This is a genomic window from Paraburkholderia sp. SIMBA_054 (assembly GCF_046534875.1).
GTDB lineage: Bacteria > Pseudomonadota > Gammaproteobacteria > Burkholderiales > Burkholderiaceae > Paraburkholderia > Paraburkholderia hospita.
Genome location: NZ_JAWRXV010000064.1, coordinates 21871 through 40782 on the forward strand (window position 1 = coordinate 21871; position 18912 = coordinate 40782).

Below are 18912 nucleotides of genomic sequence, written 5' to 3' on the forward strand. Positions count from 1 at the left end.
TTACGGAAGCGTATGGAGAGTTCATTCGGGCGCGTTGCACCCCACGCTTTCCGTGAGTACGGTCAACATCACATTCGAGAGGTATCCGCAATGCGAACAATTCACGAAAGACGGCAGCATGCGCTCGCCGCGATGCTTGGTCACCTCAACGTAGAGACGACCTTGCGTTACCTCGATATGTCCTTGCATGCTGTCCGACAAAGCGAAGCTTCGGAGCGGCTCTACTTGTTCACTGAGAAAGCCGGCGCACATTTCTTACGCGGTTCTGGGGTTGAAACAGGTGAATGCAGTGTGTGTGCTACGCAAGCTGAGCCGAGGAGCTGCTTGTTCTGCGGGATGCTGGTGAGATACCTCAGTAGTCAAATGAGTCAAACACGTCAAGCAGGTCGAACAAAAAATTCAAACTTGAAGCCAAGAGTGCTAGGAGTACAACGCGAGTGGAATGACCTTGACCGAACAGATGCTCTGCGGAATCACATCGCAGCTCTCGACCAGCAACTATCGGATTGAGGTGCGTGGAGCGTTCGTCCAGTCTCACGACGGCTGTCCATTTCACAAGGAAAAAAGTGTTGCCTGCATTTGTAAGGCATAGCCGTCAGCGTGGTGTCTGAAATATGCGGATGGACGTGGGCGAGTACACGTGGACCTGCATAGTGCAACCTTCGGGCAGCGTCTGAAACTGCCGCGCGAGTTCTGGCCCACCGAACAGCCGCGGTGAGCCGTTGCTGTTTGATGTGCGATTGATGATGCCCGTGAACGGCTGACGCTCGTGGGCGAAGAAAATCTCGATGGTATCGCCGCCCGCTCCAAGCAGCGACGATGAAGCCACGCCACCATTGAAAAATCCCTTCTGTCGATAGGTCGGCTGAAGGATGAACCGGAACTCACCTACGACGGGGTCTGCGTTTGTTAGCGGTGAGCCGTCCTCGAGCGGCGCCACGAACGCGTCCTCCTCTCCGGCGGGGTCCTCCTTGCCGAGCAGCGCTTCGTCTGCATCTGGCGTGTCACCCGATGCCAGAGGCAGGCCCAACTCGCGTTTGCGTTTCCGGCCGAACGCGACATTCCACTCCGGCCTTAGTGTTCGGATGATGCTGTCTTCAAGCCCTGCGGCAAGATTCAGGTGAAAAGGCCCATAGTGCATAAGGCCGTTATCCGGCAACACTAGCACTTCAACGGTGATTTCATCTGTAAGGAGGGCGTGAATAAGTTTATTCACGCGCAGATTTGTCCGGATGGCCGAGCCGGGCGAGGCATAGCCTGCCATGCGCTCGCGCAGGGTCTGCGTCGACTTGCCGACATACTTCACCTCGCCGTCGCATACGAACGCATAGAGCACATTGCGTTGCGTGCCTTGCTGGCGGACATCAATCCGGATACGGTCGGCGGCGAGATACCAGTTGCCTGCGACCTGAAAACCTATCTCGAGGAGTTTGTTCATGAGGGCGCGCGCGATGCGAGACACCCAGTGTAGCCAGGTGGGTCAGTGGGGGGAATAAACTTTACTCGCTACTAGAGATATTCCACTCACCAGGAGTATCCGTCATGCCGCAACCTACCCGAACCCTCCGTTTAGTCCGCCGCACACTTCGCAGCAGCCGGACCAAACTCGTAATCCTTGCGCTACTGTTCGGCCTCATTGCGGGCGACTCATCTCAGACGGCGCATCTATCGGTGCAGGTCCCCGCCTGCAACGCTACCCGCGAGCACCGCTGCGCCCAATCCGGATGCCTGGAGGCAGGTGCGATAGCTTAGAATTGCCCGCTCACTACACGCCGTGGATTGCCATGCCACTCCCATCGAAGGTCGTTGACACCACCCAGGCGCATCTGGAGCAGTTGATTCAAGAACAGGTGCTTGAGGGGCCACACATCGATTTCAAGCGCGAGTTGCCGCCGGCGTGGAACGACGCCGCGAAGCACGAACTCTGCGCCGACGTCTCGGCTTTCGCGAACGCAGGAGGCGGCGACCTCATCTACGGCATCGACGAGAACGCACAGGGCCAGGCGGCAGCTGTTGTGCCCCAGTCGGTGGACCCGGATGCCACGGCGCTGCGGATGGCCGACGTGCTGCTTAATGGCGTCGAGCCACGTCTGCCGGGCGTGCTGGTGCAGCCAGTGCGTGTCAACACGGGTGGCAACGATGGGACTGTTTTCGTTGTCCGGGTGCCGCAAAGCTGGGTGGGCCCGCATCGCGTGCGTCAGAACGCTAGATTCTTCATCCGCGAGGGCAACCGAAAGCGTGAGCTGAATGTGCCCGAGATTCGCGAACTCTTCGTGCGTTCCGACAGCCAGGCGCAGAAAGTCCGGGACTTTCGCACTGAACGCCTAGGAAAGATTCTGACGGGCGAGGCGCCCTGTCGGCTCTCCGAAGGCTCCATCTGGGTGTTGCATCTGATTCCTACGCAGGCTGCGCTCGGTACGGGCAGCATAGACCCGCTCTCGTACTGGGATTTTGCCCGCCAGATTCCCATACTTGGTACCGCGGCGATGAGCTTTCGCGTTAACCTTGATGGTGCTTTGGGTCTCAGAAACGAAGTTGAGGGTGTCGTGCATGGCTACACGCAACTGTTTCGCAACGGTTTTGTGGAGGCCGTACAGGTGCTCTCCGAAAATGCACGCGGGACACGAATCTTGCATGGGTCCACGTATGAAGACCATGCTGCCAAATTCCTCGGGAAAGTGAGAGCAGAGCTGACGCACGCAGGCTTTCACCCCGAAATCTCGGTCATGATGTCGTTGCTCGACGCCAACCGAATCGAACTGGGCTTCGACCGGACACGGTGGGATGCTGATGGATTGCAGGGTACGTTCGACCGCAGGACGGTGGCTTTGCCTGACGTGCTTGTGCCCGCAGAGGTGCCGCCGCACGAGGGTTTGAAGCCGATGTTCGACCTGGTGTGGCAGGCCGCTGGTATGACCGGCTCCATCAACTTCGACGACAACGGTCGCTGGAACCCACCACGTGTATAAGAATGGTGAACTGCGGCTTCGGCCACAAACTAAGCAAGCCACTTGACCTCCGAGATTGATTGGCCCACGTCGCGCGGATTCATAGGCACGCTCCCGCCGCGCGCGCTGTCTCATTCGAGGGATGCCACGGCGTGTTGAAGACGGTCCCGCACCGCTCAACCTCGTCGGCTTTAGTGTGCACGTTCAGGTCAGCGCGCTACTTTTCGCCAAGAGAATATGCAGTGTGCCCGCTGGCTTCTTTGCCCGGACGCGGAAGGCCATAGAGGACTCGTTCCTTTTTCAGAAAGCCTTCCTTCGTCAGCCACTCGACACCTCTCGGCGTTACCGCTCCAACGGGTATGAAGACGGCGTCTGGCATGGCTCTGGCCATCTTGCCGAAGTGTTCTCGCATCTGCCGGCGCAGCATTGGGTCACGTTCCGGGTGCTTGGGGACCCTCGTAGTCCCGGATTGCAAATTCATACTTCTCGAAAGGCTCCGAATTCACTTGTGACTTGACTGGTCCGTATATCTTGTTTTATGTAATTCGCCGATGCGTCTTGCATCAGTCTTGAGCGGAAGCTGCCGATGCCTCGCATTCCGAGGGTTTTACGAGCGTGCGCGTCGTCAGTGTCAATTCGCGACTGACGGGGCGTCCTGACGACGCACATTCCGCACGACTGTTGATGCTTTCATATAACAAACCATTAAAATACCACTTACATATCGGGCGTCGGGGCCGTCGCCCACGGTAAATGGCGGAGAAGCGTAGTGCTGACTAGAACGACTGAAGGTCGCGGCAGCGAGCCGGGGCAACGCACATGACCAAAGCGAAGAACAGCTTCGCCGCGTTGTTGGACCCGATTCAAGGCATCGACAACGTCCTGAAGGAAGTGACGGCGACGCCGCAGCTCGACCAGCCACGGCTTCTTTTTGTTCGGATGCAGGAGCACATTCCGCAAGTCGATGCACTTGCGGAGCTGCTCGTTGACCAGCTCGTCAACTATGTCGTCCCTCTTCGCAAACGGAGAGAGGCCTTCGCCCAGAGCAACAATTCGACAACGGGCGGAGATATGGCAGCGATGTCGCGCCTCCGCCGCGAGGCCAAACGTCTCTTGGTTTCGTACAACCAGGCGCACCCCGGTCGCTACGGCGAAGTTGGGGAGCTCATTGCGTATGTTGTCGCGGTGCGATACCTCGGCGCAGCGCAGCTTGGCGCCAAGATGGCACTGAAAACGTCTTCGGAAATGCCGGTGCACGGGGTCGACGGATTGCACGGCAGTCAGTCGGATGATGGGTCCGTTCTCTTCTACCTCTTGGAGTCAAAGCTCATCCCGAGCGCGACTGACGCTTCGCGGGAAATGGTCGCGTCCGTCGCGGAGCATCAGGCAGACCGCGGGCGGATGCTGAACGAACTTCGCTTGGTCAGCGACCTGTCTAACCTGGATGCGTTAGAGGGTGAGGCGCGTGAGGCGGCGAAGTCGTTCTTCAACTCCTACACTGGTGACGGCAGCCATCTGCGGCGTCGCGACATTCACGTCGGCAGTCTCGTGTTCAGCGAAAGCGCCTTCGATGACAAACTGCCTCGCGACATGAAGCAGCGGCCAGAGATTCATGAGGAACATCTGGAGAAGCTGTATGCAGCCAAACACAAGACCTTCGCCAACAACCTGAAGAATCAGGCCGACGCGAAAGGCGTGGACCTTGGCGGATGCATCGTCTTTTTGGTTGCTATACCTGATGTAAATGAATTCAAGCGAATCTTTGCCGGGTTGAACACATGAGCACATTCGCCACCGAAGTTGCGGTTGAAATCCGGCAGGAGCCTGGCTTCTGGAGCGACCTTGCCGAACTTCGCGCAGTCGGCATCCGGTCGACGGTCCTGCGCGAAAATGAACAGGTTCGCGTTGAAGGCCCGGTTCTCGCCGAAAACGCCCTCACACGCCTGCTCAATACCGCGAGCGTGTTTGCATCTGCAACGGACGAAGAGAGTAAGGAGCTGGCTCAGCAGATTGCAGTGTTCGCCAGCTTGGCTTCGGGCGACGATGTCATCCACGAGGCAAGCATTCGCATTCTTTCTGACCTCGGCAACTTTCCCGGTCTCCGTAAGCTGGAGCGTGAGCATCCCGTCGACCTCGGTTTCGAAACCCACATGCGCAGTGGATTGCTCCGAGAGCTCAATACGGTCGACATGGCCGGCGCGCGCATCCCGCTGACCGAGTACCAGCTCGACCTCTGGCGAAGCTTGGATTCATCTGCGGCAACTGCTGTCTCCGCGCCGACCTCGTCCGGAAAGTCTTTCGTCGTGCTCGAGCACTTGTCTGAGCGCGCGATTGCAGCCGACCGGTTTGGCGCAATCTATATTGCACCGACGCGGGCGTTACTGACCGAGATACACGGCAAACTGGAAAAACGCCTTTCGAGTGTTTCGGATTCCATCCGTATCACGACCATCCCGGTGCCCGACCCAGAGAGCCGGCCGAAGCAGATTTACGTGCTCACGCAGGAGCGAGCGCAGTTCCTTCTGTCGACGGTGGCCGTTGCCGGTCTCATCGACCTCGTCATTTCCGACGAGGCGCAATCCCTCGGTGATGACAGCCGGGGCATGATTCTGCAGGACACGCTGGAGAAGCTGCGCGAGTCGAATCCTGCTGCACGCTTCCTGTTTTTGGCGCCAGGAGCATCTGGCCTGCAGCTCATTGGCGACAGCATCGGGCTGCCCGAAATAACCGTGAAGGAAACAACTCTTTCGCCGGTCGTACAGAACCGAATCAGCGTTGGCTTTTCCAACCTCGACGAACACGTGGTGCATCTCGACCTGGTCACTCCGAAGAAGCTTGAGCCAATCGGGACATACCAGTTCAAACGTGGGTTTGCGTTACCCGAAGACACGAAGCTCGCGGCGGTCGCGCTTGAGCTGGGCGCCTCGGGGCGGTCCCTAGTTTACGCCACGGGAGCGAAGAACGCGGAAGATTTGACGGAACTGCTTGCGCGCAATCGACAACCCGGAGCCTCGAAGGGGTTATCGGACCTGGCGAAATTCATTGAGCAACATATCCACAAGCAATATTCCCTTGCAAATTATGTCCGGCAAGGCGTCGCTTTCCACTATGGCAACATGCCGAGCCTCTTGCGCGAGGGTATTGAGTCTGCGTTCAAACGCGGAGAGCTGGACTACCTCTGTTGCACGACGACCCTGTTTCAGGGGGTGAATCTGCCTGCACGTAACGTCTTCATCGATACACCGACTCGCGGTCAGGGCGCGGCGCTCGATGAAGCTTCGCTCTGGAACTTCGCTGGTCGCGCCGGCCGTCTTGGCGAGGAAGTCGTCGGCAACGTGTTCCTCGTAAACTACGAAAACTGGGAGACGAAGCCATTGACCGAGCGCAAGCCGTTCGCAATGAAGGCGGCTTTCAAGCAGACAGTCGAGGCGGATTTTGATGCGGTGGTCGAGCTGCTGCAGGCAGCCGTCGACAAGGCTCCCATCGTTGAGCGCGACCGCGCGGCTGTGGACCGGATTACCGCAGCTGCAGGTCTAATCCTGTTTCGCTCGTCCCAGAAGACATTGGACGGGCTGCTGGGGCGCCGCAGCCTCTCGCTGACTACCGAGCAAAAAGACAGTCTTACTGAGCTGGCCGAGCAGGCGCTTACGAGCCTTGAGCTTCCTGCTTCGGTTTTGAACACGAGCTGGATGCTCGACCCAGTTGCGCTTGCAGGCCTTCTGCAGCGGATTCGTGAGCTCGTGCGCCAGCGCGATTTCTCGAAACTGATGCCATCGAATCCTTCGGGCGATTCGTACACGGTGTACAACTCAATCATCCGTCGGCTCTATAAGCATTTGGGAGGCATGAACCTCTCCGGAGAAGAAGGGAGAAGACAACGCGGATACGTTAGCCACGTGACCGTTACGGCCTTGAAGTGGATGCGAGGCGAGCCGTTGACACAGTTGGTCGCTGAAGCAGTGAAGTACAAGAAGAAGGTTGCGCAGCAAACGAACAAACGGCCGCTTACGCAGAAAGCTATCGATGGCGCCATCCGCGAAATGTTCACGCTTATCGAGCAAACGATTCGATTCAAACTCGTCCAGTGGGCGAAGGCCTACGTCGACTTGTTGAAGCATGCTCTTGCGCAAGAGGGGCTCGATGAGATGGTCACGCAGGTCTACGACTTCTCGTTGGCTCTTGAGCTGGGAGTGTCGACGCGCACCGGTCGTTCGCTGGTCGAATTCGGCCTATCACGTATCACCGCCGCGGCAATGGCGTCGCTGATTACGGATTCGGCGTTGAGCTCGGACCAGGTTCGCGATTGGTTCTTGCAGCAACCCGCGTCTCTGATACAGCAACTGTCACCGTTGGTAGTAGCTGAGTTGCGTGAACGCGGTCTCGTTGCGCTCGAATACTCAGCTTGAGTTCCAGAGGTCGCCAAGCTACTCGCCGTCTCGGGGCTTGGTGACCGATATCGCATTGTGCGTCGGAAAGAGCGTCGCCAAAAGGGTCGGCTACGACGAGTCCTCAATCGAAGCCTGGCTTCAGATTTGTCAGGGTGAAAAATGCACGCACGGCTCTTCGGAGGTCAGAGGGAGACAGCCGGGCAACATCTATTTGGAACCACCTCTCGAAGGCGGAACGAGTAAGGATGGTGCCAGGAAGGTTTTCGAGGCGCTTCCCGAACGCTGACTCTCTTAAACACGGTCCCAACCATACATCATCGTCGAACAGCCAGCGCCAGCGGTCTTCGCCGAACAGCACATATGTACGCGATATCTATTCGCGTTAATACTCCTGTTGTAGTTCGCGAACGAGTTCGTCTTTGGTCGATGGGGACAGTGCCTCTCGCTTCAACTCCAAAGTCTTCAAGAGATGCCCGTGGGATAGCTCGAAACTGTCCAGCAATGTGTACCAATTCATGACATAACGTTTCATTCGGTCGTCAACACTGACCAAGCCCATTTCACCATGCGCCAGCTGGTTTTTCAGACGGCTCTTAATCTCAAAATCCGCGCTCGATATCTTACGGCCCACGAGAATCAGTTCGAACTGCATTCGCTCACTGGAAAACGCAGGATGCTTTTTCACGATTGCCGCATAGTCATCCAACTGACGTAGGTGTTTGTAATTGAGTGCGATGCTAGGCCGTTTAATCTCGATAATGATGCATCGATAGTAAGATTGTCCCAAAGAGTCTCGGGTAGGAAATTTCCGAGCAAGGAAGATATCGGTCTGTCGGTTAGCTCCCGCAACATGGGCAGAGTCCTCCACATCCTCTTCGTCAACAACGTTCACGTCCTTCAATTTCTCACGGAGATTTCGTGCAACTGACGTGAAAGTGTCCTCTTCTGCGCCGATGGTTTCATACTGGTTACCGAAAAGCCACGTATTGTTCTCGATTATCTGCTGAAGGTCGGGCGTTTCCAGCACAGTACGATAGTGGTCGTCCATCAGCTTCCGCAACTTTTGAACGGCAAGCTGTCGCTGTTGCAGTAACTCGATAGTGCTGATGACATGCTCGAGTGTGGTGTGTTGCAGTTGGCGTGAGAGAGCGAGCAAGTTGGGCTCATCAAGGTCCAACACCTCGCTAATGATTTCGAAGAGCGCGTCGTTTTCGTTCGATACCGAGAGTCGGTCCAGAAGTCTGACAACAATCTTTTTTTGCTTTTTATTTAGCGAATTAATCAGCGTCGGGTCGGACATATAGACGAGGCGCACTAGGTTGCGAGTATTCGCCGCTCGCCACTCCGCGTATGGAATCGGCAAACCCACGTAATTGGGGAAGACGCCATCTTCGTCGAACTTCTTGAGCTCTCCCTCTACATATAAACGCAGAAATTCAGCATAAATGTGCGTAACTTGGTCGTGTATTTGGTCCGCAAGCTTCCTCCATTCCTCCGAGGCGGTCGTGCACGTGCGTTCTTCCAACAGGTCGCTCGGCTCGTTGCTGAAGTTGTCTGCCCAAGGCGATTGAGCATAGACGCTCACGAAGAAATTAGCTTTCTGATTGAAACTGGATAGCTGTTTGTGTCGAACTTTTCCCTCCGAATCGAGCAAGTACACATATGATTTCTCGGAGGTCGGCTTGTCGTGCCAACGTAGGACTTGGACATCGAAACGTACGGAGCCAATATCTATCGCGTGCGTGTGTCTGTCGTGCGCGGGAACCGCAACCTTTATCCCATTCAACGAAATTGCACGGTCAGAATGGAGCGCGAGATACCACCCGAATTCGACTGCGAATTTTTCGAGGAGCTGGGCAACGGGAGGAAGATTGGAATGAATTCGCTTTAGCTCAACGACGGTGCCGCTGGTGTAATTCAGCAGCAGTTCGTGTTGCTCGATTGGCTTTATGTAGTCGCCTGCAAAGGCTTTGATGTTGCCGTCGAAAACTCGAATGACAGCATCGATGTCGTCTCGGCGGGTCCACCAGGCTGCTTCACTGGCAAGTCGATGAAAAGCTAAGCGACCTCGTCCGTGAGAACCATGCTGGTCAACGTTCTCCTTCTTCTGGGAGTCATTGAACTGCCCAAAGTTGTCGTCAATGTTGCGGACGTTGACCCCATCCCCATCGTCAAGAATCGTGACATACTCAATGCTCTCAAGTGCATTCTCGCGCAGACCAACCTCGACCTTTTTTGCCTTGGCGTCTAAGCTGTTCCAGACAAGCTCAAACAGTGCCTGCCACGTTTCGTAGCTTCGAAAGTGCTTCTTGATGCCCTCGTCGCTGATTTGAGCGGTTCCGGAAAGAGTCTTATCAGCCATCGTTTTTGTCCTTGGTCGGTCATGGCCCTGCGAATCCTGAGATTATCCGATATTCGCGTTGTGAGTGAGAGAATATACGGAAAGCTCGACACTGCCGCCCGGCGTATCGACGGACAGCGAACTGCTTTGAGCACTAGCCCTGAAGACCGGAACGATTGGGACACCAGCACTGATTCATCGAAGCTGGGTCCTCCCCAAATGACGTGGCTTACGGAGATGACGATTGAACGGTCCGAAAACACCTGGCCTAGAGGCATTTAAGAAGCAGCTGTTGGGTTTCAATCGTAAAGTTGCGCATCTTGAACAGAGTCGCTACTTCCGCAGCCGTCCTGTCATGTTTGAGGCGAAACGCGCGCCAGGAAGGATTCTATCCGTCGAGAAAGTCACGGATGACGACGGAGAGCTTGCATACTGCCTGGAGCTTGAGATGCAGGTGTCTGAGATGAACCTCCGTTTCCACGACAGAGACAATTTAGACGCGTTCATCCTGACCTACAGAATGCTCGTTCAGAAGAACGATAGGTTCAGCATCCGACAGTTGGCCGAGCGTTACCAGTTCGTCCACTACATTTTTCGCGACGCCTTTTATCATCTTCAAGACTTGAATACAGAGTTCTTGGACTCACCAAGCGGATGGAGCTTCCGCGAAGAAACAGTCTCGCGGCGCGACTTTCTCGACACCATAATCTATGGTGAGTTAGCTCACAGCACCGAAGAGAAAGCCAATAGATTTGCCGGTTGGACAGAATGGGAAAACCATGGAAAAGCGCTCTGGCTGCTGTTTGACCACACTTTACGCACCGCGATGGAAGCGCTTCGACATTTCAGGGACATTAATGCGGCGACACTAATGTTGCATTTCGACATACCTGTGACCGAAGAGACAGTGTTTCAGCGCCTTCAGGAGAAGCGCATCATTCGTAAAGACCTGACGTTTGAAGAAGCGCAGGCCCGTCGCGAAGGGCTTGCAAGTGACGACTCCAGAACGAATCCGTAAGTAACTGGTCGAAACGACAACGCGCATATCATTCGCGTCAAGGTCAGGCGATTGAAAGTGTCTCGCTACATCATGGTCATCCAGACGCGCAGCGCGGAAAAGTAAATAATCTGCGTCCAAGGACACGGCGTTCGCTCCTGTTAAACAGACTGCTTCGCGCCGCAGGACCGGCCGTCGGAGACATGGTACATCGGAAACATGTGATTGGAGATTATCTATGCCGTACGAAATCAAGCAGTGGAAAGACATTGCCGATAACTACGGCGATACGGTGCTGTTGGGCAACGGTGCAAGCGCCGCTGTTAGCAAATCGTTTCTGTATGGCTCTTTGCTAGAACGTGCTCTTGCAGACAAGTCGATATCAGAAGATGTGCAGCTAATATTCGACTTCTTCAAAACACCAGATTTCGAGTTTGTGCTGCGAACGGTTTGGCAAGCGAGGAACATCAACAGCGCACTTAAGATTGAAGACAAACGGACTCGGGAGGCCTACGAGAACGTCAGGACGGCTCTTATTCAGGCGGTGCGACAGGTTCATCCCGGCCACGACGAGGTGAGTGCTCATTTTGAGCCCATCTATCATTTCTTGAAGAGATTCAAGACTGTCCTGTCCTTGAACTACGACCTCATTGTGTATTGGACGACGATGTACGGCATAGACCTACGAGATGGGCATTCCTTCAAGGACTGCTTTCCGTACGGCGAGTTTCGTGAAGACTGGGAAGACTTGAGAAGGCCTATACGAGGCAACCAGTCGGTCACGCTTGTTTTCTATCCGCACGGGAATCTCGCGCTTGCTCGCGACAAGAGTGAACAAGAGTCGAAGATATTTGGTGGAGATGGTCGGCTTCTCGATGCCATTCTCGCGCGGTGGGAGTCCGAGGATTTCGTTCCTCTGTTTGTCAGTGAGGGGACTTGGCAGCAGAAGGTATCGGCAATACGAACCAGTTACTATCTCTCTACCGTGTATCGGGAGGTCCTTACCTCGGACCAGTCGACTCTGGTCATCTACGGCTGGGCATTCGGCGACCATGATGTACATATTCTCAACCAGATAAAACGAGCGGCAGTCAAGCGAGTGGCCATCTCGGTTTATCAGCATTCACAGTCGTTCTGCAATCACGCGGAATATTTAGTTAAATTGAACTTGGGTGCCGAAGTTGAAGTGGAGTTCTTCGACAGTGCAAGCGACGGGTGCTGGATACACCCCGTAATTTAAAAATCTGGAATGCCCTGTTGTATTGTCCGGCAACCTCTGGTCGGTTTTATCTGGTTTGCGTTCTTGTGTAACACTAAAAGTTCGTCATGTCGCTCGATGGTGCCAGTTGTACCGTGACGGCGTACCTTGCTCGGTAGAGTGCATTTGCCATGCTTTAACTCCCTCACTGCTTTTCGGGCGCATGCGTCTGCTGCCATGATGAAACTCCTACGGTAAATCAAACCCGCCAACCGGTCGTAGTTAAGCGAACGCATCGCCAATCGCGAGAACCGCGATTTCAATCGGTCTGATAGCGCGGCGACTAGTCGGACATCAACGGCAGCGGTCGCGGGGCAGCCGGTACTGTGGGATAGCCTTGAGAAACCGTACAGGGTGGCGAAGTTAGCGCCCTGAGGTGAACGGCTGACGGGCGACGCTGGCTCCAAGGGGCATCTCACGATGCCGGGAACGTGTCTGAAGGCCTCGCTTAGGATAAGGCGAGGCTCAACTTCACCAAGGGGCAGTCATAAAAACAAGTGATGCACGCTAGAGAGAATGCGCAAACGTAGGGAGGCGAAACAAAGCGCTACGGGGTTACGCCGCGAGACGACGCTCGCAGCTCGGCCGCTGCCGGTCGGGCGGGAAGCGGAGAGTGACGCTAGGTCCGTGGGGTCTAGATGCAACCAGCCGTCGCCATATCTGGCGACGGCACTGGTCTGGTACCGAGTGAAACGAGACCACCCGACGCCCGATATTCAAGGCTTGAACCCGGAGCTAGCGTCGTTGGACAACCGGATGAGCTCGTCAATCACCACTCTGACTCGTGGCTGAACATATTTTGTTCTCGGCCAAATGACATGAACCGGCATCTCTCCACCAGACCATTCCTTCAAAATTTCAATCAGGTCCCCGTTGCGAAGATGCGCACCGACAAGCCAAGTTGGAAGCTGAGCCACGCCGCAACCTGCTACCGCAGCATTCAGCATCGCTTCACCGTCTCCCCACTCATGCCGCGCTCTTATCGGCGTAAGCTCAAACTCGCCAGCGTCATTTCGAAGCAGCCACGCGGACCGGCGACTTCGTTGCAAACTGAGTCAATGACCGTTCGCGAGTAGGCGGAGCACATTGTCGGCTCTACTCGCGTGCGTCGCATTTTTTAGACGGTTACCGCAGGCCTAGAATCAACCGTCGCGTCAGGAGCGGGCGCAGTCGCGCTCTTGCGCAGCGCTGTTTTCGCCGACGCTTTCTTAGCCGACACCTTCGCGCTCGCGGACTTCTTGGCAACAGTTTTCTTCACCGCTGGGGCTTGCTTGGCAGCAGCCTTTTGCACCGGCTTTTTGTCGGCTGCGGCCGCACCCTCAATCAGGAATTTGGTACGGTCCTTCGCGTTAGCAATCCAAGCCGGCGGCCGTGCACGCCCACTCCACGTCGCGCCAGTCTTTGGGTCACGATAGAGCGCCGGCTGCGGGCCTCTGACGTAGTTGCCAGCCTTCGCGGTCTTCTTGATAGCAGGAGTCGACACTGCGGCGGCGTCTCCCACCAGAAACTTACTGCGGTCCTTCGCGTTTGCTATCCATCGGGGCGTACGGCCGCGCCCTGACCAAGTCGCGCCGGTCTTCGGGTCGCGATAATTAGCTACTGCACTCGGAGCTTTGGCTGCAGCCTTGGCGCCCGGTTGGGGTCCACGTTTTTTGCCGCCAGTGTGCGCATCTATGTCAGCAGTCGTTAGTCCATGTTCTGCCATCAAGTTTTTAATCTTCTGGATTACAGCACTCGACTTTTTCGCGCGGAGCGCATCGGCTTGCGCCTGCAGTCTCTGGATTTTTGCTTGCAAGGATTCTAAGGTCGCCATTTGTCGTTTCTCCCATTGAACTGCCTGCACTATGCCATGTGGATAAGCGCGTCGGCTAGTCAGGCCCACCACAGGGCCGACGCGATTTCGCATCATCCGAGTTCTGCGAATGACCGTACTGATTTGTGCAGGTAGTTGAAGAAGTAGTGCAGAGCAACCGGCAAGGAAGTGCCCCTCTTTGCCCTTCTTATTCGTGCCTAAGTAGCTCAACCCAGAGACTTCCTTCCAATGCCATAGCGATTCCTCTTAAGCCCCAAGGCCATTGTATGCTTTCAATTCTTCGGCCGTTGTCTCGTAGTGCCTTGTTTAAAGATGACTCTAGCCATTCCACCGTAAGCGAGCGCCCGGTCCTTTCCTCGTTGTGCCGGACGCTGCCAGTCTGTTTCTAGCTCCCACCGAAAAAGATGTCGCATTGTGGGGTCGTGCCGCAGGGTCTTGCACGTTTCACGCCGCCTTGCACTTTCGTATCGGGCATGCCGCCGTATGCCTGGGTCGCCGCACTCGGGGCGACATCTGAAGTCACAGCATTTTGAGGTGCGGCAGGCTGTGTCGTATCTGGCATTCCTTGCGAATGCGCCAGACCGGCCAAAACAACCAGCCCCGCTGCAGAAGCAACCATCAGTCGCGTTTTCACGTTGGCTCCTGAAATAGATTGAGTTTCCAATCGATGTGATTGGTCATTCGCGAACGCCGGAATCGTCGTTCACCTGAGATACTCAGACGCGCGTCCTTCAGGTCTGCGGGCCTGATGCCCGAGGCCAAAGTTGTAGGTCGTTGGAAAAAACGGAAGTGCAGTGCGCCGAGCGGAGTTTCCGGACGGAAGGTGGCGTGCGAACTGGCAGTGTCAACGAATTTTGTGGACCCTCGACACGTAATAATCGCCCTGCATCTATGTTATAGGGCGTGCGATACCGATGCGGTAGCGAATATTCATGGCGGGTTCTACTCGCTGCCCCCCATCGCGCCTTTTTACGCCAGCTCTAGGCGTAATCGCTGACCGTCTGGCGGATTTGACCAGCGACAGGTTTAGACGAGTTGCCACCGACATTAAACCGCTCTTTGGCGACGAGACCTGATGGCTTTCACCACGTCGCTTCGAGCAACCGCACCGGAATTCCTGCCGTCGGGATTCCCATGTACCTCAAATACTCCTTTTCAGAACTGATGGGCCGGGTCAGCATTGTGAACGTCCGAGGCGTATCAGAATGCTTTTCCAGCGCAGCTGACGCGGCCTGACTTCCCGTGCGGCGCCCGCGATGCGCTCAAGTGCTGCGGCCTCCGGCGAGACCTTCATTTCTGCCATCACGTCCTGGTCGCCAGCGCGGCTAATGCCGCAAAGTCATGATTGATTGAACATCATGGTTACGCGGCTTCGTGCCTCGCCATGAGACATCACCCACAGCGTGCACCACGGCGCGGACTCGTCGGGAATCGGCACCACCAGTTCCTCGATAACTTGGGACAACGTGTTCCAGACACGCGAAGCGGCGTTTGGGCGTTTGGGCGATGAAAAAAGTTGTGCGACACCCAGCGAGGGCGCGACAGCGGTCAGGCTGTAGTCAACGGGGACGATAGTGCCTGAGAAGGCGCCGCAGTGGCCCTAAAGTGCGGCCGAACGGAACGCGGGTAGACCGTCGGCGCCGCTCTCCCTCAGACTGATTCCGGCGCTACCGGCGCCGAGCAGGTTCAGCGCCATATCGGCTAGCGTCTGCAGCACGGCGCCCTTCAGCGGCGCGAGCGCACGCGCCCAGCCGGTGCAACGCACTTTTGTCGAAGCCTGCCCCCATAGCCCGACGGATAAAGACGATTCGCACTCGCCTGAAGGGACGTGGTCCAAACGCACTACGTCATGCGCTCACACGATAAAGCATCCCGTCGGCGTCCCCTGCCGTAACTTCCACGGTCACACCTGGCAAACCGCCGACCGGCGACATCGCGTTGAACATGAAGAAACGCATCACTTCAGTCCCGCCCCGGACGCAGTCCTCCCGTTCTGGCATTCGTTCTTGTACGGCGCCTTGCGGGGGACTATCTTTAAGTTGCTTCTCATTCAGGAGACGGCCATGGACTGCAGGGTGGTAAGTGTGCATTTCGACAGCCGGCACCTGTTTGTCGACCTGGCTGACGGTCGGGCTGTCCAGTTTCCACTGGACCGGTTCCCTGTCCTGCGGGCAGCGACAACAGCGGAGCGCGGGCATTTCGCAATCTCTTTGGACCGCCAGCAGTTGTACTGGCCGGAACTGGACGAAGAGATGAACATCACCGCCTTGTTTCTGTCCTCGCGAGACCACACGCAACACTAGCGGCTTTTTCTGAAGAGCAAATGCTGCAAGCAGGGCGCCGAGCGCCTCAAACAGCCACACTATTTACCCGGTCGGTTCGGGAAAATGGCGTCTGGTTACTGAGTGGTTATGCCAGTAAGCCGCGAAATAAAAGTCCACGGTTCATCGCGCCAGTAGACGATATGCTGCCTTGCGACGGCAGACCTGGCAGGCCGCGCACCTGCGAGACTCATTGATGCTGAGTCCTTCATCGTGGCGGGATGCTCCCTGCACAAAGCTAACACAATCCAGGTGGCCGGCTCGTCGCCGGCTTCGCTGGTCCCCGCGTCGCTCGACCGTATCACGTGCGTGCATCTCAACCACCTATACTTACGAACCATCCGCCGAAATCAATCGACGGGGATATCGGCAAAGAGTTCAGAATATATGGCATATCAGGGTATTGAAATCGCTCAGCTTCGCGCACAACAAGAAGCATTGAACAAGCAACTGGCTGAAGCCAAGGAACGAGAGACCCTCCTCGTGTTGAACGAAATCGTGCAAAAGATGGGTGAATACGGCATCTCGGTCTCCGAGCTGACGGGGCGCAAGGTAGGCGTTCACGCAAATGAGCTGGCAGCAAAGTACCGCGACCCCGTAAGCGGCTCAACGTGGAGCGGCCGTGGGCGAGCACCCGCCTGGATTGCAGGCAAGGACCGCAATGAATTCCTAATGGACAAGCGTGCCGCTTCGCACGCCAGGGCGCAAGCGGTGCTGTTTTCTGAAGGGCATTGAACAAGTCGCGTTGCTCCACGCTCTCGTCTGGGGTTGTGATTTCACCAGTCCGTTAAACACGGCGCTCACTTTGTACGAGTTGAAGAACACGAATGAGCACCCCTAAGTTGTGAGTCTAGAAGTGGCTTACACCGGTGCCCGTGGAGACAGCGCATTTGACCGCCTGTCTGACGAAGAATAACGCGCGCGCCCTGCAAGACGTCTCGACGCGCAAGTAGCGTCGCGGGCCTGTTCTTGTGTGTCTGAACGATGACGTCAGTTGGTACGTATTCCCGCAACCCGCCAACGACGGAGATTGACCGCCGAGCATCCTCTCATGTGGCGACCGACCCCTCCCTCTGACGGCGGTCGCCGCTTGGCCGCAGTAAATCGTAGCGCTAACAGTTCGACGCGGGGCGCGCGAGCACTTTGGCGCGATGCGCTGATAACGAAACAGGACGCAGCGGGTCCTCGCGTAGCGTGAGTATTCTCATTGCGTTTTCGGCAAGCCAGCATATAAATAAACCAGTTCCTTGCGCCTAACAGTAGCTGGCACGAAGTCGAACTGACAGCGGTGGCCCGAGTGCCTTCTGTGTTGGCTTGCCGCCAACATGAAAGAGCACGGCCAACAGAATTCTGAGGTGACCTATGGCAGCGATACAGCACGTTTTCGTTCTGATGCTTGAGAATCGTTCGTACGACAGCGTGTTTGGATGGTCAAACCTGACTGGGGTCACACCGGGAGGTGGAACCACAATCTCCCACGGACTGCCGGCGACGCCCATAGTCAATTTCGGACGGTCAGGGACGGCTTACCAGCTTGGAAAGGGTGCGCCCTACGCGCTCGGCTTTGACCCGGGGCACGAATTTACCGACGCCTGTGTCCAGCTGTGCGGGCTACAGGTTGCCAGCGGAGACACCGTGCGTAACGACTCCCTCGTTTTGGGTCCGAACGGTTATCCACCTTTTGCGACGGACGCTTCGACGATGGGCTTTGCCGCGACGTACGAGGACCATTCCGACGTAGTACCCGACGCTTTCAACGCCTTCACACCGGACCAGCTCCCGGTACTGAACTTCCTGGCCCGCCAGTACGGTGTGTGCGATAACTGGTTTGCATCGATGCCGGGACCAACGTGGCCGAATCGTTTCTTTGCCGTGGCGGGCACCTCGTCCGGGCTCGACCATTCTCCGAGTGACGCGCAAGTTGTGGAAGCGGTGTTCTTCAACGCGCCACTTTTCACGTTTCCGAATGGGACCGTTTTCTCAAAGCTTCAGGACTCCGACTGGCTTATCGTGCAAGGCGACGTTGCACAGGCCAGGGGTATTCACGGGATGCAAAATCTGCTCAGTCGTTTTGTTCGAATGGATACGCTGCTTGCGCGGCTCGCTGATGATTCATTGACCGAGAAATTTATCTTTATCGAGCCAACGTACGATGCGAAGAATGACTTCAGGAACGGCAATTCGATGCATCCGGCTGGCGACGTTCGAAAAGGGGAAGCGTTAGTCAAGCAAGTGTACGATGCCATCAGTGGCAGCAAACTATGGTCGAGCAGTGTCCTGCTCATCGTCTTCGATGAGCATGGCGGCTTCTTTGACCATGTGACACCTCCGAATGCGCAGCCGCCGGGCTCGCCGGAAAATGGCCGCCTGAAAACCCATAACTTTGCGTTTGACAGGCTAGGCGTACGCGTACCGGCCATCGTCGTCTCTCCATTCGTTCCTGCTGGCACCATTGACCATTCGGTGTACGACCACAGCTCAATTCTGAAAACAACCGATACGCTGCTTGGGCTCAACGGAGCCCTCAACTTGACGGCGCGCGTGCGCGCAGCGGACAGCTTCTCGAAGATGTTGAGCCTTTCTACCCCTCGCTCCGATATCCCGCAATGCCCGTCGCCCGTCGCTGCAAGCGGTGACTCGCGGCCCACGAGCGAAGGCGCTCCGCGGTCGAAGGACCCTTTTCTGCCACTGTATGCGCATCGCTAGAACCGGCGGCTCACACTAGGACATCCTGTGCCCGACGAGCGACCATCGTAGTACGCTCAGACGACCGCTTCCTTCCGACGTCTTCCCGCGGCAACTTGGGCTGCGGCCTGGCGAGAAAGACGCACATGCCACGACGGCAG

The 18912-nt window shown here is 56.4% G+C and carries 14 protein-coding genes; 8 read left to right on the top strand and 6 right to left on the bottom strand.

The window, feature by feature from the left end; genetic code table 11:
• Positions 1–595 precede the first annotated feature (595 nt).
• Complete coding sequence (locus SB822_RS44770; RefSeq protein WP_181324932.1) at positions 596–1438, bottom strand: GIY-YIG nuclease family protein; 843 nt, start codon at positions 1436–1438, stop codon at positions 596–598.
• 346 nt (positions 1439–1784) lie between these two features.
• Here SB822_RS44770 and SB822_RS44775 point away from each other — a divergent pair, with 346 nt between their 5' ends.
• From SB822_RS44775 to SB822_RS44785, 3 genes are all read left to right on the top strand, one after another.
• Positions 1785–2969 carry a helix-turn-helix domain-containing protein gene (locus SB822_RS44775; RefSeq protein ID WP_165919833.1) on the top strand — a complete coding sequence of 395 codons (1185 nt, stop codon included), beginning with the start codon at positions 1785–1787 and terminating at the stop codon, positions 2967–2969.
• A gap of 798 nt (positions 2970–3767) precedes the next feature.
• The gene (locus SB822_RS44780; RefSeq protein WP_410857661.1) at positions 3768–4730 is read left to right on the top strand and encodes a DUF1837 domain-containing protein; all 963 of its coding nucleotides are present in this window, start codon (positions 3768–3770) and stop codon (positions 4728–4730) included.
• Entirely contained in the window at positions 4727–7354 is a 2628-nt protein-coding gene (locus SB822_RS44785; protein ID WP_410857662.1) for a DEAD/DEAH box helicase, read from the top strand. The genes SB822_RS44780 and SB822_RS44785 overlap by 4 nt, the downstream gene beginning before the upstream one ends.
• A gap of 364 nt (positions 7355–7718) precedes the next feature.
• On the opposite strand, the gene SB822_RS44790 is transcribed toward SB822_RS44785, so the two are convergent.
• Positions 7719–9698 carry an ATP-binding protein gene (locus SB822_RS44790; protein ID WP_410857663.1) on the bottom strand — a complete coding sequence of 660 codons (1980 nt, stop codon included), beginning with the start codon at positions 9696–9698 and terminating at the stop codon, positions 7719–7721.
• Between the two features lie 223 nt (positions 9699–9921).
• Here SB822_RS44790 and SB822_RS44795 point away from each other — a divergent pair, with 223 nt between their 5' ends.
• Together SB822_RS44795 and SB822_RS44800 are read left to right on the top strand one after the other, a co-directional pair.
• On the top strand, positions 9922–10695 hold the full coding sequence (locus SB822_RS44795) for a hypothetical protein (RefSeq protein WP_410857664.1): 774 nt from the start codon (positions 9922–9924) through the stop codon (positions 10693–10695).
• Positions 10696–10912: 217 nt separating this feature from the next.
• Positions 10913–11914 carry a DUF4917 family protein gene (locus SB822_RS44800; protein ID WP_410857665.1) on the top strand — a complete coding sequence of 334 codons (1002 nt, stop codon included), beginning with the start codon at positions 10913–10915 and terminating at the stop codon, positions 11912–11914.
• 734 nt (positions 11915–12648) lie between these two features.
• Here the strand turns inward: SB822_RS44800 and SB822_RS44805 are convergent.
• The 4 genes from SB822_RS44805 to SB822_RS44820 all read right to left on the bottom strand — a co-directional run bounded on the left by SB822_RS44805 (position 12649) and on the right by SB822_RS44820 (position 15510).
• Positions 12649–12981: a LysR substrate-binding domain-containing protein gene (locus SB822_RS44805; RefSeq protein ID WP_410857666.1), complete on the bottom strand. Its 333-nt coding sequence runs from the start codon at positions 12979–12981 to the stop codon at positions 12649–12651.
• Positions 12982–13049: 68 nt separating this feature from the next.
• Positions 13050–13745 (bottom strand): H-NS family nucleoid-associated regulatory protein, encoded by a 696-nt coding sequence (locus SB822_RS44810; protein WP_410857667.1) that lies wholly within the window; start codon positions 13743–13745, stop codon positions 13050–13052.
• Between the two features lie 1339 nt (positions 13746–15084).
• A complete protein-coding gene (locus SB822_RS44815) occupies positions 15085–15210 on the bottom strand; it encodes a hypothetical protein (RefSeq protein WP_408279884.1) in 126 nt (41 codons plus the stop codon).
• 135 nt (positions 15211–15345) lie between these two features.
• Positions 15346–15510, bottom strand: a complete 165-nt coding sequence (locus SB822_RS44820; RefSeq protein WP_410857668.1) for a hypothetical protein — start codon at positions 15508–15510, stop codon at positions 15346–15348.
• Between the two features lie 298 nt (positions 15511–15808).
• Here SB822_RS44820 and SB822_RS44825 point away from each other — a divergent pair, with 298 nt between their 5' ends.
• The 3 genes from SB822_RS44825 (at position 15809) to SB822_RS44835 (ending at position 18772) form a co-directional block, all read left to right on the top strand.
• Positions 15809–16048 (top strand): DUF2442 domain-containing protein, encoded by a 240-nt coding sequence (locus SB822_RS44825; protein ID WP_410857669.1) that lies wholly within the window; start codon positions 15809–15811, stop codon positions 16046–16048.
• A 405-nt stretch (positions 16049–16453) separates the two neighbouring features.
• Positions 16454–16801 carry an H-NS histone family protein gene (locus SB822_RS44830; RefSeq protein WP_310076477.1) on the top strand — a complete coding sequence of 116 codons (348 nt, stop codon included), beginning with the start codon at positions 16454–16456 and terminating at the stop codon, positions 16799–16801.
• A gap of 627 nt (positions 16802–17428) precedes the next feature.
• Positions 17429–18772 (top strand): alkaline phosphatase family protein, encoded by a 1344-nt coding sequence (locus SB822_RS44835; RefSeq protein ID WP_410857670.1) that lies wholly within the window; start codon positions 17429–17431, stop codon positions 18770–18772.
• The last annotated feature ends 140 nt before the right edge of the window (positions 18773–18912 follow it).